The organism is Massilia sp. P2_C2 (assembly GCF_056404615.1).
In genome coordinates this window covers 1-21,324 of sequence record NZ_JBFUDR010000053.1, presented here as the reverse complement: position 1 = coordinate 21,324, position 21,324 = coordinate 1, and the positions used below count along the sequence as shown (strand labels likewise).

General features: G+C 63.5%; 16 protein-coding genes and 1 pseudogene. 11 read left to right on the top strand and 6 right to left on the bottom strand.

Features of this window, described 5'->3' with window-relative positions; genetic code table 11:
* Positions 1-41: 41 nt before the first annotated feature.
* The 5 genes from AC1DYX_RS09095 to AC1DYX_RS09075 all read left to right on the top strand — a co-directional run bounded on the left by AC1DYX_RS09095 (position 42) and on the right by AC1DYX_RS09075 (position 8,795).
* Positions 42-1,253, top strand: a complete 1,212-nt coding sequence (locus tag AC1DYX_RS09095) for a THUMP domain-containing class I SAM-dependent RNA methyltransferase (RefSeq protein WP_477258470.1) — start codon at positions 42-44, stop codon at positions 1,251-1,253.
* Positions 1,254-2,522, top strand: coding sequence for a multidrug effflux MFS transporter (locus tag AC1DYX_RS09090; RefSeq protein WP_477258468.1), 1,269 nt, complete (start codon positions 1,254-1,256; stop codon positions 2,520-2,522).
* 329 nt (positions 2,523-2,851) lie between these two features.
* Positions 2,852-4,966, top strand: a complete 2,115-nt coding sequence (locus tag AC1DYX_RS09085) for an HDOD domain-containing protein (protein ID WP_477258466.1) — start codon at positions 2,852-2,854, stop codon at positions 4,964-4,966.
* 7 nt (positions 4,967-4,973) lie between these two features.
* Positions 4,974-7,196 (top strand): putative bifunctional diguanylate cyclase/phosphodiesterase, encoded by a 2,223-nt coding sequence (locus tag AC1DYX_RS09080; RefSeq protein WP_477258464.1) that lies wholly within the window; start codon positions 4,974-4,976, stop codon positions 7,194-7,196.
* Positions 7,197-7,202: 6 nt separating this feature from the next.
* Entirely contained in the window at positions 7,203-8,795 is a 1,593-nt protein-coding gene (locus tag AC1DYX_RS09075; RefSeq protein WP_477258462.1) for a tetratricopeptide repeat protein, read from the top strand.
* A 136-nt stretch (positions 8,796-8,931) separates the two neighbouring features.
* Here AC1DYX_RS09075 and AC1DYX_RS09070 read toward each other — a convergent pair whose 3' ends face one another.
* Positions 8,932-9,750: an alpha/beta fold hydrolase gene (locus tag AC1DYX_RS09070; protein ID WP_477258460.1), complete on the bottom strand. Its 819-nt coding sequence runs from the start codon at positions 9,748-9,750 to the stop codon at positions 8,932-8,934.
* A gap of 159 nt (positions 9,751-9,909) precedes the next feature.
* Between AC1DYX_RS09070 and AC1DYX_RS09065 the strand changes: the two genes are divergently transcribed.
* The 4 genes from AC1DYX_RS09065 to AC1DYX_RS09050 all read left to right on the top strand — a co-directional run bounded on the left by AC1DYX_RS09065 (position 9,910) and on the right by AC1DYX_RS09050 (position 15,030).
* On the top strand, positions 9,910-11,139 hold the full coding sequence (locus AC1DYX_RS09065) for a putative DNA modification/repair radical SAM protein (protein ID WP_477258458.1): 1,230 nt from the start codon (positions 9,910-9,912) through the stop codon (positions 11,137-11,139).
* Positions 11,136-12,695 carry a UdgX family uracil-DNA binding protein gene (locus AC1DYX_RS09060; protein ID WP_477258456.1) on the top strand — a complete coding sequence of 520 codons (1,560 nt, stop codon included), beginning with the start codon at positions 11,136-11,138 and terminating at the stop codon, positions 12,693-12,695. Before AC1DYX_RS09065 ends, AC1DYX_RS09060 begins: the two co-directional genes overlap by 4 nt.
* Before the next feature lie 100 nt (positions 12,696-12,795).
* The gene (locus AC1DYX_RS09055; protein ID WP_477258454.1) at positions 12,796-13,836 is read left to right on the top strand and encodes a TraB/GumN family protein; all 1,041 of its coding nucleotides are present in this window, start codon (positions 12,796-12,798) and stop codon (positions 13,834-13,836) included.
* Between the two features lie 117 nt (positions 13,837-13,953).
* Positions 13,954-15,030 (top strand): TraB/GumN family protein, encoded by a 1,077-nt coding sequence (locus AC1DYX_RS09050; RefSeq protein ID WP_477258452.1) that lies wholly within the window; start codon positions 13,954-13,956, stop codon positions 15,028-15,030.
* A gap of 38 nt (positions 15,031-15,068) precedes the next feature.
* Here the strand turns inward: AC1DYX_RS09050 and epsC are convergent, their stop codons facing one another.
* The gene (gene epsC, locus AC1DYX_RS09045) at positions 15,069-15,992 is read right to left on the bottom strand and encodes a serine O-acetyltransferase EpsC (RefSeq protein WP_477258450.1); all 924 of its coding nucleotides are present in this window, start codon (positions 15,990-15,992) and stop codon (positions 15,069-15,071) included.
* Between the two features lie 635 nt (positions 15,993-16,627).
* Here epsC and AC1DYX_RS09040 point away from each other — a divergent pair.
* Positions 16,628-17,950 carry a putative O-glycosylation ligase, exosortase A system-associated gene (locus tag AC1DYX_RS09040; protein ID WP_477258448.1) on the top strand — a complete coding sequence of 441 codons (1,323 nt, stop codon included), beginning with the start codon at positions 16,628-16,630 and terminating at the stop codon, positions 17,948-17,950.
* Positions 17,947-19,002, top strand: coding sequence for an acyltransferase family protein (locus AC1DYX_RS09035; RefSeq protein WP_477258446.1), 1,056 nt, complete (start codon positions 17,947-17,949; stop codon positions 19,000-19,002). Before AC1DYX_RS09040 ends, AC1DYX_RS09035 begins: the two co-directional genes overlap by 4 nt.
* A 328-nt stretch (positions 19,003-19,330) precedes the next feature.
* On the opposite strand, the gene AC1DYX_RS09030 is transcribed toward AC1DYX_RS09035, so the two are convergent.
* The 4 genes and pseudogenes from AC1DYX_RS09030 to AC1DYX_RS09015 form a co-directional block, all read right to left on the bottom strand.
* The gene (locus tag AC1DYX_RS09030; protein ID WP_477258444.1) at positions 19,331-19,804 is read right to left on the bottom strand and encodes an IS1096 element passenger TnpR family protein; all 474 of its coding nucleotides are present in this window, start codon (positions 19,802-19,804) and stop codon (positions 19,331-19,333) included.
* Positions 19,805-20,027: 223 nt separating this feature from the next.
* Positions 20,028-20,261: a hypothetical protein gene (locus AC1DYX_RS09025; RefSeq protein ID WP_477258442.1), complete on the bottom strand. Its 234-nt coding sequence runs from the start codon at positions 20,259-20,261 to the stop codon at positions 20,028-20,030.
* A gap of 53 nt (positions 20,262-20,314) precedes the next feature.
* Positions 20,315-20,743, bottom strand: a complete 429-nt coding sequence (locus AC1DYX_RS09020; protein ID WP_477258440.1) for a hypothetical protein — start codon at positions 20,741-20,743, stop codon at positions 20,315-20,317.
* Positions 20,744-20,991: 248 nt separating this feature from the next.
* Positions 20,992-21,324 (bottom strand): annotated as a pseudogene (locus AC1DYX_RS09015) (transposase); the annotation flags it as partial.

Genomic DNA, 21,324 nt, shown 5'->3' with positions numbered 1-21,324 from the left:
GACCCCGAATATTTAAACTACGGATAAAGGGTACTCCTATCATGGCTTCCTACTTTTGCCCCTGCCCGCGCGGCATGGAACAGGCGCTGGCCGACGAGCTGGCCGAGATCGCGCAAACCACCGGCAGCACGACGCTGAAGGTGCACAACCAGGTGCCGGGCGGCGTGCATTGCTCGGGCACGAATCCCGACGCATACCTCATCAACCTGCATTCGCGCATCGCGTCGCGTGTGCTGCTGCGCATCGCCAACCGCACCTATGCCAACGAAAACGACATCTACGACCTCGTGCTGGAACAGCCGTGGGAAGACTGGTTCAGCGTCGACCACACGATCCGCGTCGACATCACCGCCATCAAGTCGCCGCTGACGAGCCTCGAGTTCACCACGCTGAAGATCAAGGACGCCGTGTGCGACCGCTTCCGCGACCAGTTCGGCCGCCGTCCGTCCGTCAACACGCGCGAGCCGGACATGCGCATCATGGGCTTCCTCGACCAGCGCAACTTCACGATCTACCTCGACACGTCCGGCGAAGCGCTGTTCAAGCGCGGCTGGCGCGAGGAGACGGGCGACGCGCCGCTGCGCGAGAACCTGGCCGCCGGGCTGCTGCGCGTCGCGGGATGGAAGCCCGGCGTGCCGCTGTTCGATCCGATGTGCGGCTCGGGCACGATCCTCATCGAAGCCGCGCAGATGGTGCAGGGCATCCCGCCCGGCGCGCGCCGCCGCTTCGCCTTCGAAAAATTCAGGAACTTCAATGCGAAGGCCTGGCAGGACATGAAGACGGCGATCAAGCCGAACCCGCTGCCGGCAGAGCCCACGATCTTCGGCTCCGACATCTCCGGCGACATGGTCGCGATGACGCGCCACAACCTGCGCTCGGCCGGCATCCTGTTCGAGGTGCCGCTGAAGCAGATCGAGGCCCAGCAGGTGCAGCCGCCCGTGCCCAYGCCCGGCATCCTGCTGACCAATCCCCCGTACGGCGAGCGGATCGGCGTGCGCGGCGACTCCACCATCCCGCAGGACGAGATGGCCGTCGGCTTCTACCAGCAGCTTTCCGCCACGCTGAAGCAGCGCTTCGCCGGCTGGACGGTGTACCTGTTCACGGCCGACCTGGGCCTGCCCAAGATGCTGCGCCTGAAGGAGTCGCGCAAGACCCCGTTCTTCAACGGCGCGCTCGAATGCCGTTTGTTCCGCTTCGACATGGTCGCGGGCTTCAACCGGCGCGATGCGGCAAAACCTAAAGAAGACCAGTAAATGCTACCCGAACCCGACAATCTACCGAAAGACCCCGTCACCCCGGTCCCGCTGCCGGCACCGCACAAGATCACGATGCTGTCGGCCGGCGGCCTCGCCTCCCTGCTGGCCGCGCTGTCGATGCTGGGACCGTTCTCCGTCGACGCCTACCTGCCCGCATTCCCCGCCATCCAGGCGTCGCTGAACGCGACCGGGCTGGAAGTGCAGCAGACGCTGACGGCCTACATGCTGGCCTTCGCCGCGATGTCGTTGTGGCACGGCGCGCTGTCGGATGCGTTCGGGCGGCGCAATGTGGTCCTCGTCGGATTGATCGTGTTCGCGGTCGGGACGCTCGGCTGCGCCTCGGCGCATTCCGTGCACTACCTGTGGATCTTCCGCATCATGCAAGGCGTCTCGGCCGGGGCGGGTGTCGTCGTGGGGCGGGCGATCATCCGCGACCTGTATTCGGACGCGCCGGCCGCGCGCCTGCTGTCGATGGTGACGATGATCTTTTCCATCGCGCCGGCCATCGCGCCCGTGCTGGGCGGCTGGGTGGTGTCCGCATTCGATTGGCGTTCCATCTTCCTCGGCCTGCTGGCGTTTTCCATCGTGCTGTGGTGGGTGTGCTGGCAGCACCTGCCGGAGACGATGCCGGTGGAGCGCCGCCAGCCGTTCAATCCGCGCTTCCTCGCGCGCAGCTACCGCGACATTTTCAGTTCCGTGCTGTTCCAGATGAAGTCCGGGATCGTCGCGTTCAACTTCGGCGGCATGTTCCTGTTCATCGCCGGCGCGCCCGTGCTGCTGCCCGTGCACCTGCACCTCGGGCCGTCGGATTTCGCATGGCTGTTCGTGCCGGCCGTGAGCGGCATCTTCCTGGGGGCGCTGGCCGCCAACCGGCTGGCGGGCCGCATGACGTTCTCGCGCCAGATCGCGATCGGCTACGCCTTCATGCTGGCGGCCGTCAGCGGCTCCGTCACGTACCACGCCGTGCTGCCGCCGGCGCTGCCGTGGACCGTGCTGCCGATGTTCTTCTATAACTTCGGCAGTTCGATCATCAACCCCAGCGCCACCTTGCTGGCGCTCGACCTGTTTCCGCACATCCGCGGCACGGTGGCATCGTGCCAGTCGTTCGTGACGACGCTGATGGGCGCGCTGGTCGCCGGGATCATCGCGCCGGCGCTCACGCATTCCGTGCTGGCGATGGCGCTCGGCCAGGCCGCGTTCGCGCTGGCGTCGCTGGCGTGCTGGATGACGTCGCGCCAATATCGTCGTTACAAAGCGCTAGCCTGAACGCCAGTCATGTAAGAGTGACAAATTTCTTTACTTTATCTGCGATTTGTCAATACGAAGTGGTTGAAATACGACTCTAAAACGCCGGAATTTACTCGGAAAGTATTGTTCCCGGTCAGAAATGTATATATGCTAAGATAAGTTTTTCATGCCCGGAATAACAATATCATCTTCGCTTTATTCCGTGGACCGCGAGAACGAATCCTGTGGCGGCTCCTCACGAAGGAAGGCGGCCATGACCCAAACATGAGTTGGCGGCCGTGCTTGAAACCATACATCAACCTGACCAGGACATCCGCAACCGACTGCTGATCGCACGTTTGCCGGCCATGCCCCAGATTCTCATCAAGCTGCTTGCACACCTGCAGGCGGACGATCTGGGCATGCCGGAACTGGCGGCGCTGGTTGCCAAGGATGCCGGCATGACCGGCAAGATCCTCACCGTCGCCACCAGCTCGGCCTACCACCGCAACAGCCGCCAGCCGAACCTCGAACAAGCCATGGTGGCGCTGGGCACGGACATGATCAAGACGCTGGTCATCAGCGATTCCGTGTTCCAGACGTTTAACAGTTTTCCGAATTCCGGCGCCACCGACCTGCGTGCGTTCTGGAAGAATTCGCTGACCGCCGCCGTGCTGGCGCGCGAGGCGGCGCGCCGCATGAATTATTCGCAGCCGGAAGAGGCCTACCTGGCCGGCCTGCTGCACAACGTCGGCCGCCTGGCACTGCTGGCGACGGCGCCCAAGGAATACGCGTTCAACTTCACGGCGCGCGACGACGAAGACCTGTGCGCCGTCGAGCAGCGCACCCTGCAGATCACGCACGCCGAGGCGGGCGCCTGGCTGATCGAGCGCTGGCAGCTCGATTCCTTCCTGGCCGATTCCGTCCTGTACCACCACGAACCGAGCGCGCGCCTGGAAGCGGCGCATCCGCTGATCCGCATCGTGCGCCTGGCCCACGTGCTGTCCAGCCATGCCAACGACGACGGCCTGGTGGACGAGGCGCGCGCCTTGTGCGGCCTCGATCCCGAGGCGCCGGACGAGTTGCTGGGCCTGGCCGCGCGCCAGGTCGAGAAGGCCGCGATCCACCTCGGCATCGACCTCGCCGGCGCCGACGACCTGCCGGCGCCGCCCGCGTTCGCGCCGCCCCCGCCCGTCGATCCCGTGCAGCAGCGCCTGTCCGAGGAAGTGCGCAACCTCGTGCTCGTGTCCGAGGTGGGGCAGACGTTCGCGCGCCAGCAGGGAGAATCCAGCCTGCTGGAAGCGATGACGCGCTCGGCGCGCATCCTGTTCGATTTCGAGAACGCCGTCGTGCTGCTGGAGAATCCGACCGGCCAGGCCCTCATCGGCGCGCCGACCGCCAACCAGCAGCGCGTCGCGGAGTTCACGATCCCGCTGGCGAAGGGCGGCGCCGTGGCGCAGTCCGCGCTGGACCGGCGCCTGGGCTTCATCCGCCGCGACGGCCGTCCGCTCGACCTCGCGGAAGAACAGCTGCTGCGCATGCTGGGTACCGAATCGTTCGTCTGCCTGCCGCTGGTCGCGGGCGCGCGCTGCCTCGGTGTGCTGATCGGCGGCGTCGCCGCCTGGCAGCTGCCGACCTGCCAGAAGCGCGAGCGCTTCCTGCAGGCGTTCGGGGCGCAGGCCGCGGGCGCGCTCGAGACGGCGATGTCGGAACGGGGCCATGCGCGCCGCCAACTCGCCCAKGTGGCCGAGGAATACCGGGAAGCATCGCGCCGTGTGGTCCATGAAGTGAACAACCCGCTGGCTATCATCAAGAATTACCTGTCCGTCCTGGACAGCAAGCTGGAACGCCAGGAACCGGTCAACGCCGAGCTGTCGATCCTGAACGAGGAGATCGACCGCGTGGGCCAGCTGGTGGGCAGCCTGACGGAGATCCAGCCGGGCGTCGCTACGTCCAGGGTGGAAGGCGGCGCGCCGGCCGCGGACGTGGCGAAGGTCGTGGACGACGTGTTGCGCCTGTTCCGCACGACGAATTTCATTCCGGCGAACGTCGAGATCGTCGTCAGCATGACGGACGCCGACAGCCGCATCGAGGGCGACCCCGACATCCTCAAGCAGATCCTCGTGAATCTCGTGAAGAACGCGATCGAGGCGCTGGCGGGCAGCGGCGGCCGCATCGAGATCGCCAATCGCGGCCACGTGAACCGCGAGCGCAGGCTGTACCTGGAACTGGTCGTCTCCGACACCGGCCCCGGCCTGTCGCGCGACGTGCTGGCCAACCTGTTCTCGGCCGTGAAGAGCACGAAGGAGGGGCCGCACCATGGCCTCGGCCTGTCGATCGTGCATAGCCTGGTCAAGAAGCTGAACGGGCACATCGCCTGCCGCAGCGGCACGACCGGCACCAGTTTTGAAATCCTGCTGCCGGCGCATGCCGGTGCCGGCGCCCCGGCCACGCTGCCGGTGCGCGCACTCGGACCCGTATAAGGTAACGATGAACCCATTCTCCGCCAGCGTCCCGTCGTCCAGCCCCCACGACACGCATTCTTCGCTCGGCAGTGACCAGCCCCGGCTCCTGCTCGTCGACGATGAACCCCGCCTGCTCTCGTCGCTGTACGAGTTGCTGCAGGGCCGCGGCTACCAGCTCGTCACGGCGGCCACCGGCAGCGAAGCGCTGGCGCACCTGTCGCGCCTGCGCTTCGACCTCGTGCTGCTCGACCTGCGCCTGCCCGACATCGGCGGCCACGAGATCATGGACTTCATCAACGAAAAGGGCATCGACGCCGACGTCATCGTGATGAGCGGCGAGGTCGGCATCGACGCGGCCATCGGCGCGCTGAAACGCGGCGCCTACGATTACCTGCGCAAGCCGTACAGCCGCGAGGAACTGCTGAAGACCGTGGCGAACGCGCTGAAGCAGCGCCGCCTGGAAGAAGCCAACGCGCGCATCGCCAACCAGCTGGAAAACTCCGAGAAGATGTACCGCTACCTGGTGGATTCGTCGCCGGACATCATCTATACGCTGAACCACGAAGGCAAGTTCACCTTCATCAACGACCGCGCCTACCAGCTGCTCGGCTACAAGCGCGAAGAACTCATCGGCCAGCATTATTCGATCCTCGTGCACGACGAAGACCTCGAGCGCGCGCGCTACGTCTTCAACGAGCGCCGCGTGGACGAGCGGGCCTCGCGCAACGTCGAGCTGCGCCTGAAGTGCCACGCCGGCGCCAACCAGGAGCGCACCTTCAACAACACGCTGATGACGATCTCGCTGAACGCCATCGGCATGCACGTGCCCGACCAGGAGGTCAGGAAGCTCGAGTTCTACGGCACCTATGGCGTGGCGCGCGACATCACCGACCGCAAGCGCGCGGAAGAAGTCATCTCGTACCAGGCCTACCACGACATCCTGACGGACCTGCCGAACCGCATCCTGTTCAAGGATCGCCTCGGCCTCGCCGTCATCCAGGCCAAGCGCAAGCAGACGGAACTCGCCGTCATGTTCATCGACCTCGACCGCTTCAAGCTCGTGAACGACACGCTCGGCCACGTGAAGGGCGACGAGTTGCTGCAGCAGGCCGCGAGCCGTCTGAAAGAATGCCTGCGCCGCGGCGACACGCTGGCGCGCCAGGGCGGCGACGAATTCACGATCGTGTTGCCCGAGCTGCGCGACCGCGACGATGCGCGCATGGTGGCCGACAAATTCCTCGAGGTGCTGCAGGAACCGTTCGACCTGGACGGCCATGCCGTGCACATCTCGGCATCGATCGGTATCGCGGTCTATCCGATCCACGGCGAATCGATCGACGAACTGCTGCGCCACGCCGACATCGCCATGTACCAGATCAAGGGGCAGGGCAAGAACGGCCACGCGTTCTACGACCCGTCGATGCAGGACGTGTCGCACCAGAAGATCGCGCTGGAACAGAGCCTGCGCCGCGCGCTCGAGAACAACGAGCTGGAGATGTACTACCAGCCGCAGATCGACGCCATCAGCGGCCGCATCGTCGGCGCCGAGGCGCTGATGCGCTGGAACCACCCCACGCGCGGCATCGTCTCGCCGGGCGAATTCCTGCCGTTCGCGGAAGAGAACGGCATGATGCTGCCGATCTCGGACTGGATGATCGGCGCCCTGTGCCGTGACATGCTGCAGTGGAAGAACATCGGCGGCAACCAGGTGCGGCTGTCGCTGAACCTGTCGCCGCAATACCTCGACCGGGGGGACTTCTTCGAAAAGATGCGCGGCGCCCTGGTACGTTACGGGATCGCGCCGAGCCAGATCGAAGTCGAAATCACCGAGAACATCTGCATCCGCAACCCGCAGCACGCGATCGAGCAGCTCAACAAACTGGGCCAGCTGGGCGTGTCGGTGGCGATCGACGACTTCGGCACCGGCTATTCGTCGCTGGCCTATCTGCACCGCTTCCCGGTCCACACGATCAAGATCGACCAGTCGTTCGTCAAGGAGATCCACGACGAGCATGGGCATTATCCGGTGGTCCTGGCGATCATCTCGATCGCGCGCGGCCTGGGCCTGAACCTGATCGCGGAAGGCGTGGAAACGGAATCGCAGGCGCGCTACCTGCGCGCGAACGGCTGCCTGACGATGCAGGGCTATCTGTACCACCGCCCGATGCCGCTCGGCCGCTTCATCGACGTGCTGAGCGCGCAGGCGCTGCCGGCCGGCGTCTCGAACGTGCTCGCCTTCCAGGCCTGATGCGCCATGCCCGACCAGGCGTCACCGAGCGAGCTTGAGTCCCGCCACACCTCGGAATTCTTGCGTGTAAAAGCGCTGGCCGAGCGCGGCGTGGCCACGGCCCAGCACAGCCTGGGCTTCATGTACGTGAACGGCCAGGGCGTGCCGCGCAACTACGAGCTGGCCGTCGCGTGGTATCGCATGGCCGCGAGCAGCGGCCTCGAACAGGCCCAGTACAACCTCGGCGTGATGTACCAGAAGGGCCAGGGCGTGGAACAGGACCCGGGCCAGGCGCTGTACTGGTACCGCCAGGCTGCGGAGCAGGGCTATGTGCAGGCCCAGTACAATCTTGGGTGGCTGTATGCGAAAGGCCAGGGCACGCCGGCCGACGTGCACGAGGCGTTGCACTGGTTCGGCAAGGCGGCCGAACAGGGCGATCCCGGCGCCCGGCACAATCTCGGCATGATGTACGAGGGCGGCAAGGGCGTCGCCCAGGACATCGCGCAGGCCATCGCCTGGTATCGCAAGGCGGCCGAGCAGAATTACGCGCGTTCCCAGTTCAGCCTCGCGCTGCGCTATGAAAGTGGGAAACTGAGCGGCCAGGGCGTCGAGCGCGACGTGCAGCAGGCCATCCACTGGTTCCGCAAGGCCGCGGAGCAGGGCTATGCGCCGGCCCAGTTCAACCTCGGCCTGCGCTACGACAAGGGCCAGGACCTGCCGCAGGACAGCGAGAAGGCGATCCTGTGGTACGGCCGCGCCGGAGAACAGGGGCATGCAAGCTCGCAGTTCAATCTCGCGCTGATCTACGATGCCGGCCACGGCGTCGCGCGCGACCCGCAGCTGGCGCTGGCATGGTTCCGGCGCGCGGCCGAGCTTGGCCACGCCGCGGCGCAGGACAACCTCGGCCTGCGTTATGAACACGGCCAGGGCGTCGAGCAGGACCATGCGCAGGCCGCGCACTGGTACCGCCAGGCGGCCGACCAGGGCTTCGCCGGCGCCCAGTACCACCTCGGCCAGCTGATCGATGCCGGCCACGGCGTGCCGCAGGATGCGTCACTGGCGCTGGACTGGTACCGCAAGGCCGCAGAACAGGGCCATCTGCGCGCGCAGTTCGACCTCGCGCTGCGCTACGAGAGCGGCAACGGCGTCACGCAGGACGAGCGCGAAGCCGCATACTGGTACCGCAAGGCGGCCGAGCAGGACTACGCGCCCGCGCAGTACGCGCTGGGCCAGCTGTTCGACCGCGACGACACGGGCACCGTGGATCCGCGCCAGGCCACGCTGTGGTACCGCAAGGCGGCCGAGCAGGGCCACGCGCTCGCGCAGTTCGCGCTGGGCCTGCGCCACGACAGCGGCCACGGCGCGGAGCGCGACTACGAGTCCGCGCATTTCTGGTACCTGTGCGCCGCGCGCCAGGGCCATGCGCGCGCCCAGTTCAACCTCGGGGTGATGTATGCGGCGGGGCAGGGCGTGCCGCCCGACCTGGTGGAAGCTTATGCATGGCTGCACCGCGCGGGCGCCGCCGGCGTCCTGCCCGCCGCCGGCTACCTGCACCGCGTGGCGGCGCGCATGGGGCCCGCGCTGCTGGCGCAGGCGAACGGATATATCGGTGCCGCGTGACGTACGTGGCGTGTTGGCGTTCCGCGTGGGCGGAGGGCCGCCCACCCTACCGTACGTGGGCGTAGGGTGGGCATTTGGGGCCGGGGGGGATTGATGCCGGGGGCATCAATCCAATGAAACGTGCCCACGCATGACGTTAGCAGTGTGTTAGCGGGCGTAAGGCCCGCGCGAGAAAAGTCTCGATTGCGACCGAACTCGCCCTCGGCGCGCTCAGGTGCGGGCAGTGGCCCACGTTGTCGATCACGCGCAGCACGCTATGGGCCAGGTGGCGATGCAGCCACGTGCCCACTGCGCGCGGCACGATCAGGTCGTCGCTGCATTGCAGGATCAGCGCGGGGACCGTCGAACGGGCCACGTCGGCGCGGATGTCGGACTGGAAGGTCACGCGCGCGAAATGCCTGGCAATGGAGGGATCGTTGCGGCAGAAGCTGCGCGTCAGTTCCTGTCCCAGTTCCGGCTGGTTGGGCGCGCCCATGATCGCGGGCGCCATCTTGTGCGACCAGTCGGTGAAATTCTGTTCCATCGCCTCCAGCAGCCCGGCGATGTCTTCGCGGTTGAAGCCGCCGATGTAGTCGCCATCATTCACATAGCACGGCGACGGCCCGACGAGCACCTGGGCGACGAAGCGCTCCGGCGCCGCGACCGTTGCCAGCAGCGCGATCGACGCGCCCACCGAATGCCCGACGACGACCGCCGGACCGGCCGCGCACGCATCCAGTACTTCCAGCAGGTCCGTCACGTGGCCTTGCAGGCTGCCATACTTCGCGCGGTCGTAGGCCGACCAGTCCGACTGGCCGCTGCCCACCAGGTCGTACAGCACGATGCGGTAGCGGTCGGCGAACGCCGGGACGATATGGCGCCACATGGTCTGGTCGCAGCCGAAACCATGCACGAATACCATGGTCGTGGACCCGGAGCCGGTCACGTGGACGTTGTTGCGAAACTGAACGGACATGGTGGTTCCCGGGCCGGGGATGAAGGGGGGCCTTGATATTACCATTGTGAAATGAAGGCCGACAGCTTTACAAGGAATGGCCGCAACAGTGCGTTCGCGCACGGCACGCCGGAGCCGATACGCGTTATACTGTAAATCCATACAGTATTTTTTCGCGCGATGGAACTCAAAGACAAGCTCGAGATCCTGGCCGACGCGGCCAAGTACGATGCCTCCTGCGCCAGCAGCGGGGCGCCGAAGCGCGATTCCGTCGACAAGGACGGCCTCGGCGCCACGAACGGCATGGGCATCTGCCACAGCTATACGCCGGACGGGCGCTGCGTGTCGCTGCTCAAGATCCTGCTGACGAATTTTTGCGTCTACGACTGCCAGTACTGCGTGAACCGGCGCACGTCGAACGTGCCGCGCGCCCGTTTTTCCGTCGACGAAGTCGTGCGGCTCACCCGTGACTTTTACCTGCGCAACTACATCGACGGCCTGTTCCTCAGCTCGGGCATCATCCAGTCGAGCGACTACACGATGGAACAGCTGGTCGAGGTGGCGCGCCGCCTGCGCGAAGAGCACCAGTTTCGCGGCTACATCCACCTGAAGACGATTCCGGACGCCGATCCGCGCCTGATCGAGCTGGCGGGCCGCCATGCCGACCGCCTGYCCGTGAACATCGAGCTGCCCACGCAGGACAGCGTGACGAAGCTCGCGCCGGAAAAGAGCGTCCACACGATCAAGCTGGCGATGGGGGCGATCCGCACGAAGCTGGACGAAAAGGACGATCACCCGAAGGCGCCCACGTTCGCGCCGGCCGGGCAGAGCACGCAGATGATCGTCGGCGCCGACGCCAGCGACGACCGGACGATCCTGAATACGGCGCAGACGCTGTACGGCAGCTACAGGCTGAAACGCGTGTACTACGCCGCGTTCAGCCCGATCCCGCAAAGCCCGTCCAGCGTGCCGTCCGCGCCGCCGCCGCTGCTGCGCGAGCACCGGCTGTACCAGGCCGACTTCCTGCTGCGCGGCTACGGTTTTACCGCGCAGGAACTGATGCCCCAGGCCGGCAACCTGGCGCTGGACATCGACCCGAAGCTCGCCTGGGCACTCTCCAACCGCGAGCACTTCCCGCTCGACCTGAACCGCGCGGACGAGGGCATGATCGCGCGCGTGCCGGGCATCGGCCTGCGCACGGCGAAGCGCCTGATCGACCTGCGGCGGCTGCGGCGCATCCGCTGGGAAGACTTGTCGCGCCTGCGCTGCGGGCTGAAAAAACTGGCACCCTTCGTGATCACGGCGGACTACAAACCGGCGCAGGACGCCGCGTCGTCCCACCTGCTGCGGCGTAACCTGGCCGACGCCCCGCAGCAGATGAATTTGTGGCCGGAATTGCAGGCGGCATGATGATCGCGCAGCCTGCCCCGCATACCGATCCGCGTCCGGCGGACGAGTTGGTGCGCGCCGGGCAGCCGCTGCAGGTCGAGACGTTCGCCGAATGGCGCGAGGCGGCGCGCGAGTTGCTCATCCATGGCATTCCACCGGAACGGGTGACGTGGGGCGCGCCGCACATGGGCGACCTGCTGGGCGCTAGCGACCTGTTCACGGGTGCGCCGCCTTCTACCGAGGCATCCGATAATTCTTCCATATCACCGACTGAACCAGYGGCAGAAAACGCGGCGCCGCTGCGCCCCGCGCCGCACATCCCGCGCTCGCTGATGGAGATGCTGCAGGCGGCCGCGTGCTGCCGCGTGCCGGACCGCTGGGCCTTCCTGTACCGCGTGATCTGGCGCTGGCAGCAGGGCGAGCACGACGTGCAGTCGCCGGCCGACGAGGACGGCGCGCGGCTGCATGCGATGGTGAAGGCGGTGCGCCGCGAGGAACACGACATGCATGCCTACATCCGCTTCCGCGAACGCCCGGAAGAAGCCGGCCCGCCGCGCTTCGTCGCCTGGTACGAACCGCGCCACGACGTGCTGCCGCAGGTGGCGGAACACTTCGTCAGCCGCATGGGCAAGGTCAGCTGGATGATCGCCACGCCCGAGGCGAGCGTCCTGTGGGATGGCCATACCCTGCACAATACCGGCCCTCTCGTGCGCGACGCCGCCGACCTGGAAGACACCGGCGAAGCGCTATGGCTGACCTACTACCGCAGCGTGTTCAACCCGGCGCGCCTGAATACGGATGTCATGCACCAGCACATCCCGTCGCACCGCTGGAAGCACCTGCCGGAGGCGAAGATCGTGCCGCACATGGTGAGCGAGGCCGCACTGGGCGCGCGCAAGGTGGGGCAGTACGAGGCCGTCGGCCAGCGCAAGGGTACGACGATCCCGATCGCCCCCGAGGACGCCCAGCCGGAGCGCCAGCAGCCGTCGAAACTCGACGAATGCCGCCGCTGCGAGCTGTGGCAGTTCGCCACCCAGGCCGTCGGCGGAGAAGGGCCGAAGCGGGCGAAGATCATGTTCGTCGGCGAGCAGCCGGGCGACCAGGAAGACCTCGCGGGCCAGCCGTTCGTGGGCCCGGCCGGCAAGCTGCTCGACCGCGTGTGCGAGGCGGCCGGCGTCGCCCGCGACACGATCTACGTCACCAACGCCGTCAAGCATTTCAAATGGGAGCCGCGCGGCAAGCGCCGCCTGCACAAGACCCCTGCACAGCGCGAGATCGAGGCCTGTTACTACTGGCTCGACAAGGAGCTGGCGAGCGTCAAACCGACCGTCATCGTGGCCCTCGGCGCCACCGCGCTGAAATCCGTGCTGCGCACGGCCAACGTCACCCTGAAGGACTCCCTCGGCAAACCGCTGCGCCACGAAGGGCGCTGGGTCGTCACCACGTACCACCCGTCATACGTGCTGCGCGTGCCCGGCGAGGAGGCGAAGCGGGCGGCGTTCGATACGATGGTCGAGGGCCTCAAACTGGCGCACGAGTTGCTGGACCGGCCCGCCGACGTGCCGTCCGAACCGTAACCAGATATGCATGTCAAACTTGTAACACTTCGTTGCCCCGTTAGGCCAGGTTCATCCCTCGCGCTAAGCTTTTGCGCACACAACAACAAAGGGATGTCCGATGACGAATACGACCAAGCGTTACGCATGCGCGCTGTACCTGGCTTGTTTCACCCTGCCGGTCCTGGCGCAGACCGCGGCCCAGTCCGCCGCTGAAACCGCCCCCGCCGTCCAGGCGGCCGACGCCACCGAGCCCCCGCCGGCCACCGTCGTCGTCGAGGGCCGCCGGCCCGGTCCCGGCGTCTGGAAAGTGTCGAAGGGCGACCACGTGATGTGGGTGTTCGGCCTGTATTCTCCGCTGCCGCAGAAGATGGAATGGGATGCGTCGCACGTGGAGCGCCTCGTCGCCCGATCGCAGGAAGTGCTGCTGCCGCCCGGCTTCAGCATCGGCGTCGGATGGTGGCGCGGGTTGACCCTGCTGCCGACCATGATCGGCCTGCAGAACAATCCGGATGGCGCGAAACTGCAGGACGTGCTGCCGCCGGACGTGTATGCGCGCTGGCAGGTCTTGAAGGACAAGTACATCGGCAACGACGACGGCGCGGAGCGCGATCGTCCGCTCTTCGCAGCCGAGAAACTGTTGCATGCGGGCCTGAAGAAGAACGGTCTCGTCCAGAACATGGCCGTGTCCAGTCAGATCGAGAAGATCGCCAAGCAGAACAAGGTCAAGCTGACCTGGACCATGCTCGGCATCCAGCTCGACGACCCGCGCCGTACGCTGAAAGAGTTCAAGAAGAGCCAGATGGAAGATTTGGCGTGCTTCACCAGGACCGTGGAGGGCCTGGACGGTGACATCGGTACCATGCGGGCCGGTGCCAATGCCTGGGCCAACGGCAATATCGCCGATCTCGCGCGCCTGGATCTCGCAAAGCGGGATGACGTCTGCGTTGATGCCCTGCTGAACAGTTCCCTGGCCAAAACGACGCCGGCTTTCCAGAACGTCCGCGAACGCATCCGCGCCAACTGGATGAAAGCGGCCGAAAAATCGCTGGCCGACAACGCGTCCACGTTCGCGCTTCTGCAGATGAAGGACATCGTCGACCCGAACGGCTACCTGGCCGACCTGAAGACGAAAGGCTATACGGTCGAAAGCCCGAAATAAGCACAGTCCAAAAGTTGTGACGTATGCATGTCAAACGTGTAACACTTCGTTGCGCCTGTAGGCATGGCGGGCACCCAGGCGTTAAGCTTGCGCCACACAACAATAAGAGGGATTCCCATGAGGAAGAGAACACGGCGTCATGCCTGTGCATTCTGGCTGGGCCTGCTCGCACTGCCGGTGCTGGCCCAGGGTGTGGACCAGGCCGCGCAACCCGCAGCCGCCGAATCGACGGCATCATCCACCTCGACCGCTGCGGTCGCACCCGACCCGGTCAACGCGCCGGATGCCGTCCCGGCCACGGTCGTCGTTGAAGGACGCCGGCCCGGCCCCGGCGTGTGGAAAGTGTCGAAGGGGACGCATGTGATGTGGGTGTTCGGCACCTACGCGCCGTTGCCGCAGAAAATGCAGTGGGATGCGTCGCGCGTCGAGCGCCTCGTGGCGAAGTCGCAGGAAGTCCTGATGCCGCCGGTCGCGAAGGCCCACATCGGCTTCTTCCGCGGGCTGACCGCGTTGCCCAGTCTTATCGGCATCAAGCGCAATCCAGACGATGCCGTGCTGCACGACGTCGTCCCCGCCGACGTCTACGCGCACTGGACGGTGCTGAAGGCGAAATACATCGGCGACGACGACGGCATCGAACACTACCGTCCCGTCTTCGCGGGCGAGGAATTGCTGATCGCGGGCCTCAAGCAAAGCGGCCTGACGTATGGCAGCGAAGTCCTCGGCACGATCGAGGACATCGCGAAGAAGAACAAGGTCAGGCTGAGCGACTCCGGTTACGACGTGACGCTGGACGACCCGCGCAAGCTCGTGCGCGACTTCAAGAATTCGCAGGTGGACGACCTCGTCTGCTTCACGAAAACGCTCGACAGCCTGGACGTCGACCTCGAAACGATGCGCGTGCGCGCGAATGCATGGGCCAATGGCGACATCGCCGAGATCCGCGGCCTGAACTTCGAGGAACGCCGCGACGTCTGCCTCGATGCGCTCACGAACAGTTTGATCGCGAAAGATGCCGCAGGCCTGCGCCAGGTGCGCGAGCGCCTGCGCACCGCATGGATCAGGACGGCGGACAAAGCGCTCGCCAACAACACCGCAACCTTTGCCGTGCTGGAAATCCAGAACATCGTCGGCCCCACGAGCTACCTGGCCGCGCTGCAGTCCAAGGGCTATACCGTCGAGAGCCCCAGGTAAGCAAACTGCGGCAAACTGCGGCAAACCGTGCGACGGGATCAGGCCGAATCGCCCGGCCCGCCCGGATCGTCCTCGCGCGACGCGGCCTGGGCCACGCGGGCGCCGGGCGGCACGTCGTGCGTCAGCCAGACATTGCCGCCGATGACGGCGCCCTTGCCGACGGTGATGCGGCCCAGCAGGGTGGCGCCGGCATAGATGACGACGTCGTCCTCGACGACCGGATGGCGCGGCAAGCCCTTCTGCAGCGTACCGTCGGCATTCGCCGGGAAGCGCTTGGCGCCCAGCGTGACGGCCTGGTACAGGCGCACGCGCTGGCCGATCAGGGCCGTCTCGCCGATCACGACGCCCGTGCCGTGGTCGATGAAGAAGCCGGCGCCGATGGTGGCACCCGGGTGGATGTCGATGCCTGTCTCCGCATGCGCCTGTTCGGCGATGATGCGTGCCAGCAGCGGCAGGCCGAGACCATACAGGCAGTGCGCGAGGCGGTGGTGGATCATCGCATGGATGCCCGGATAGCACAGCAGCACTTCGTCGACGCTGCGCGCGGCCGGGTCGCCCTGGTAGGCGGCGATCACGTCGCTGTCGAGCAGGATACGGATGCCGGGCAGCGCCGCGCCGAACGCGCGGGTGGCGTCCAGGGCTTGCCGTTCGATGTCGGTATCCGTCAGGTGGCGCAGCGCGGCGCTGTAGCGCAGTTCGATGCGGATCTGGCGCAGCAGCGCGTGCAGGGCGGTATCGAGGGCGTGCGCGACGTGGAAGTCCTCGCTTTCCTGGCGCAGGTCGGGCGGGCCCAGGCGCAGCGGAAACAGCACGCCCTTCAGTTGCCCGAGGATCGTTGCCAGCGCTTCACGCGACGGAAACTCGATGCCGCGGACTTCGCCGGCCGCACGGTGGGCCTGGCGCCATTGCTGGCGTGCATCGTGCAGGTCGCGCACGATCGCGCCGATGTCGAAGTCGGCCATCAGTCGTCCTCCTGGAAGCGGTCGCCCCGCATGGGCAGCGGCGGTTGGAGGCCGGCGGCCTGCGCCGGGGTGGGAATTTTTCGCAGCAGTAATTCGGGCGCCACGATGCCTCCGCTAGTTTATGGACGAGTTGTCAATATACGAGCCCATCCAAGGACAGCCCAACGAATTTTTCGGCACAAGCTCATGCAAAAAAACATATAAGACGTTACGCRCTCGGACTGCGTGCCGTCAATACGCCGCGTGTTGGTACGGCGGCACGCGGCAGGAAAGAGTGTTGTACTCAATTTAAAGACTGGCTGATAATACAAAGTCCGTTGAGGCAACGGTGCTGCCGTACCCCGCGTGCTATCCTAGCGCCCGTTCATTCCGGTAACTCATCGGTATCCGGCAGCATACCGTCAAAGGTCACGCATGATTGACAACGCAGCAATATTGATTTTCAGCACGCTCATCATCTATACGGTCATACGCGCAATCAAACTCGACAGGCTGCTGCCCTGGTTTTCAAGAGACGAACAGCAAACGCCACCGCCGGCCCAAAAGAACGTTCGCAAATAAACACAGCGTCGGCGTTTACCTGTTCCGGACAACGCGGGCCGCCGCTTTTTACTGTTGCGCAAGGCATCACACGTATGCAGAGTCTTATATTAGCGGCTGTCTTTGCCGCCCTGATGTTCGCGGGTTTTTCCGCCGCTTTCGCCGCCGCGCTGGGCTTTGTCTGGGTCGACATCGTGCGGCCCCAGCACCTCGCCTGGTCGATCATCAACGACGCGCCGCTGTCGTTCATCGCGGCATTGGCCACGCTGACGCTGTTCCTCGTCCGCGACAAGAAAGCGCCGCCGAAGTTCGGTCCCATCCTTGTGCTGATCACCATATTCGGCATCTGGGTGACGTTCACGACATCCCTGTCGGATCTTCCAACGCAGGCCTGGGGTAAATGGGACTGGGCGTCCAAGGTGCTCATGTTCGCCGTCCTGATTCCGTTTATTTTCCGTTCGCGCATCCAGATCGAAGCCTTCCTCCTGGTTTTCCTGTTTTCCGCCAGTACGATCCTGTTCTCGGCCGGCGTGAAGACCATCCTCGGCGGCGGCGGTTATGGCACGCTGGCCGTCATGGGAACCGGCAATACCGGTTTGTCCGAAAGCAGCACGCTGGCGGTCGTTTCCGTGATGCTGATCCCGCTGATTCTGTTCCTCATGCGCCATACCGTGATTTTTCCGCGCAACCTGCTGACGAAAGGATTGTTCCTCGGCATTATCGTCATCGCCCTGGCGACCGTGGTCGGTACGACGGCGCGCACGGGCATCATCGCCGTGGGCGTGATGTGCCTGATCTCGATGCTCCAGTCGAAAAAGAAAATGTGGTGGATCGCGGGCCTTGCGCTGGCCGGGATCGTGATCCTGAATCTCGACCTGTCCGCCACGCGCTGGGGTAACCGCATGTCCACGATCGAGACGTATAACGCGGACTCGTCGGCAATGGGCCGGATCAAGGTGTGGGAATGGACGCTCGGCTACGTCCGCGAGCATCCGCTGGGCGGCGGTTTCGACGCCTTCCTGCACAACCGCATCGTCGGCGTTTCGCCGGATGGCGAGGTCATCCACCTGCCCGAAGGCCAGATTGGCGGCAAGGCTTTCCACAGTATTTATTTCGAGGTGCTGGGCGAACAGGGCATGTTCGGCTTCGTCATCTATTTCCTGATGATCGGACTCGCACTGGTCAAGCTCATCAAGTTGAAGCGCACCTGGAAAAACGATCCCGGCATGGCCTGGATTGCCGGGTTGGCCAATGCCATGATGACGTCGATCTTCGTGTTTCTCGCCGGCGGCTCGTTCGTCGGCATCGCCTACCAGCCGTACATCTTCTACATGCTCAGCCTGACGGTGGCGATCGACCAGTACACGGTGCGCGTGATGCGCGACCAACTCAAAGCAAAAGGACGTGCATTACCGTGAAGCTGAATCAACTTGCAGGACTACGGGGCATCTGCGCCTGGTGGGTGGTGTTCTATCACTCCCTGCACCTCATGAACGATACGGTGCCGGGGCCGGTCAAGGCATTCATCGCGCACGGTTACCTGGCCGTCGACCTGTTCTTCCTGTTGAGCGGCTTCGTGATCTTCCTGAGCTATCACGCCGCGCTTTGCAAGAATTTCCCGCACAGCGTGGGCAAGTTTTACTGGAACCGGTTTTCCCGCATCTATCCGCTGCATTTCGTGATGCTGGGCGGTTACCTGGCGCTGTTCGCGGCGTTCACGTACCTGTCGAGCAGCGGGGCCGCGCCGGAAACCTATACGTGGACCGCTTTCATCCAGAGCATGTTCCTGGTGCATATGTGGTTCGGCAGCGACCTGACCTGGAACGTGCCGTCCTGGTCGATCAGTTCGGAATGGTTCGTCTACCTGTTCTTCCCGCTGATGGCATTCAGCCTGCGCAAGCTGCGCGGCGGCATCGTCGCCCACCTGCTGTGCATCGTGCTGGCCGCCGCCGTCCTGCACCTGATCTATGCGAAGAGCGGCCTGCGGTCGATCGGCGCCGACATCCCGCACATGGCCCTCGTGCGCACCATGTTCGAGTTCCTGATGGGGGTCTTCGTCGGTTCGCTGTACGTCAACCACCGCGATTTCCTGGAGCGGAACTCGACCGCGGCGCTTGCGGCCTTCCTCGGGTTGTGCGTCCTGTACGCCTTCACGTCGACGCCCGACTACGCATTGATCCCGCTCACGTTCGCGCTGCTGATCGCCTACCTGAGCGTGACGACGTCCRGCATCACGGCCGGCCTGTCCACGCCCGTGCTCGTCTACCTCGGCGAGATCTCGTATTCGACCTACATGGTGCATTACCTCGTCTACGACCTGCTGAAGGCGGCCTTCGTCACCGGCTCCCACCAGATCAACCAGTGGTACCTGTGGCTGTCGTTCCTGGCCGTCTTCGTCCTGTCCGTCGTGCTGCACCACGCCGTGGACATGCCGTCGCAGAAATATTTCCGTCGCCTGTCGGCCCGCTAGGGGTAGGGGCGGGCAGCGACGTTGTCAATTGATGCAAAACCCGCGTAGAATGCAGGCAACGCGGGTGTAGCTCAATGGTAGAGCAGAAGCTTCCCAAGCCCCTCCACATCAAGAACAACCGCTGTTCATGCGGGTTTCAACCGCATGAATATGCGATCACACCAAAATTCCACTTTAATCAACCAGTTAAATGCCATCACAGTTTCGACCCCACCTTGCGTAGGGGAAAGCTGCTGACGTGTTCGCAAAAGCTGCCGTCAGCGAATCACGTCGTTGAACATCGACAGCTTCCTACGTGAAAAGCTGACGTTCGGCGCAAACTATTAGTTCAATCGCTATCTGAATCGTCCTCGTCATCGCCGTTCCAATCCTCATCATCACCGAACTCCTTCGGCTTCAAACCTGTTTCGGACACGATGCACGGATACCCGATTTCTGGCTGCGGCTTTGTTTCCTTGCCCCGCTTGGTAATCTGAAAACACCACGATGCGCCGAAGTCATAAAAATAGTACAGCATCTTGTGCTTGGGCAGCGGGAAGATTGCGGATAGCTTTATGTCCATTACGTGCGCATCGTCCTCGTCCCATTCCCCATTCGGCGTGAACCAAGTTTTCTTGCCGCGTAGGCCATTTGCAAGATAGAACTCGTCGAGGTGATCGCCCTCGAAATCGACCATCCCAATGATATGCGACGCCAAGTCGCCCAGCGTCAATTCGACTGGCACCTCGATCACGAACCGATATGGTTCTTTAAGATACCTACCGCCGACGCACTCGATGGATAGTGTGAAGATTCCGCTCATTGTTCTTGCTCTTCCGCCTAAAAATTTGCACATTAACAGGGCTTTGTTGCACAAATAATCGTTAAGTTATTTCTTCTTAATTCAATTATTTATTTTGCATCAGAATTTTTATTTAATAAAATCAAAGACTTGCGGATTTATGCAACAACGCCGTTTCGACCTCTCATTTGAGTGAAAGAGCTGCTGATATAGCGTGATGGTGGATCGGAAATTGGGGCGTTTGTCAGGTGCTCAACTCCGCGGAGAAGAGAAGGCGATACCTATCCGCGATAGCTGCCGCGATTTCATCTGACAGCTTTTCAACTTCATGTGGGCTATAGGTTCCCATATGGATACCACGGTAGCGAATCTCGACAGGCCCACCTTCGGTCGGTAAGCTGCCGAGCGCAGATAGAAGACAATCCTTGATGGATGTTTCGCCCGTATCGCCATCTGCTTCTTCTTGATCGAATGTCAAAGCCCACTCGTAGAAGCTAGGCGTATGGTATGTAATCACTATGCAAGGATGAGTCACGACTTCCCCAGGTTCGCATTACTTGCAGGGACCGAGCATGAGGGGCGAGATTGACCTTCGGCGGTGAAAAATGAAGGCCCCGAAGTATTGATCCAACCTGTAGCAATGCATCCCAAGAAGACCATACTGAACAAAGCTGCCGGAGATTTCTTAATCACCATACATGGGGTCATGGACGGGTGCTTAATGTTTCGGAGAATTTGAAGCTTGCGTTTGTAGGCATGAATTTCACAACCCCAGACCAATAAGAGGAATCCAATAGAAAGCGCAGCATAAAACACCGGGTTTTCTGTGCTGATGCAACCGATCCCAATGGGAAAGCCAACAATCCCCAAAAAATTATTGGTGAAGTTGAAATAATTTTCCGCTACGAGAACGGACTCGTCCACCAGTTTTTGTGCAACGGGGTTAAGTGGTTGAGGCATGTAAGTTCCTTTGATGTTGTGCGACAGATACGATGTATAGCGACAAAGTTACCAACTTTCTAGAAAGTATAGCCATGGTTCTTCATAGGAGAAACCTGAGCTTTACTAGCCAGAAGGTTAGTAAACAGGTTCTGGTTATTTTGTGAAAATTTTAAATTATTAGGATCATGCGTCCAATGCTGATGGATGGAAAACGGCTTTGCTGCATAAATCGGCTGAGCGCGTAATGCCCCAAACCCTGGACGGATTTAGCGCATGGCGACYGTCYTGGGCGTGCCCAGCCGCGTGAAGCGGTTGAGGATGGCGGCACGCACCTGCAACTCGGCGACCTGGCGGTCGAAGTCTCGCGCCATGACTCGTTCACCGAGCAGTTTAAAACAACGCATCTTGGTTTCGACGAGGCTGCGCCGATGATAGCCGGTCTATTTCTTCCATATCTTCCGTCCGAGGCGGCGCGTGGCGTCCRGGATGGCATTGCGAGCTTCTGCACCGGCCGCCGGTCCTTCCATGGCTTGGCGTTCCTTCGCGTTRGAATGATCGCTTCCGCGCCTCGCCGTGCAATCGCCTCATGACAGCCTTTT

Coding starts and splice junctions, on each gene's coding strand:
- AC1DYX_RS09050 (WP_477258452.1), top strand. CDS start 13,954: ATGAGGAAGAGAACACGGCGTCATGCCTGTGCATTCTGGCTGGGCCTG.
- AC1DYX_RS09040 (WP_477258448.1), top strand. CDS start 16,628: ATGCAGAGTCTTATATTAGCGGCTGTCTTTGCCGCCCTGATGTTCGCG.
- AC1DYX_RS09075 (WP_477258462.1), top strand. CDS start 7,203: ATGCCCGACCAGGCGTCACCGAGCGAGCTTGAGTCCCGCCACACCTCG.
- AC1DYX_RS09030 (WP_477258444.1), bottom strand. CDS start 19,804: ATGAGCGGAATCTTCACACTATCCATCGAGTGCGTCGGCGGTAGGTAT.
- AC1DYX_RS09070 (WP_477258460.1), bottom strand. CDS start 9,750: ATGTCCGTTCAGTTTCGCAACAACGTCCACGTGACCGGCTCCGGGTCC.
- AC1DYX_RS09080 (WP_477258464.1), top strand. CDS start 4,974: ATGAACCCATTCTCCGCCAGCGTCCCGTCGTCCAGCCCCCACGACACG.
- AC1DYX_RS09020 (WP_477258440.1), bottom strand. CDS start 20,743: ATGCCTCAACCACTTAACCCCGTTGCACAAAAACTGGTGGACGAGTCC.
- AC1DYX_RS09055 (WP_477258454.1), top strand. CDS start 12,796: ATGACGAATACGACCAAGCGTTACGCATGCGCGCTGTACCTGGCTTGT.
- AC1DYX_RS09090 (WP_477258468.1), top strand. CDS start 1,254: ATGCTACCCGAACCCGACAATCTACCGAAAGACCCCGTCACCCCGGTC.
- epsC (WP_477258450.1), bottom strand. CDS start 15,992: ATGGCCGACTTCGACATCGGCGCGATCGTGCGCGACCTGCACGATGCA.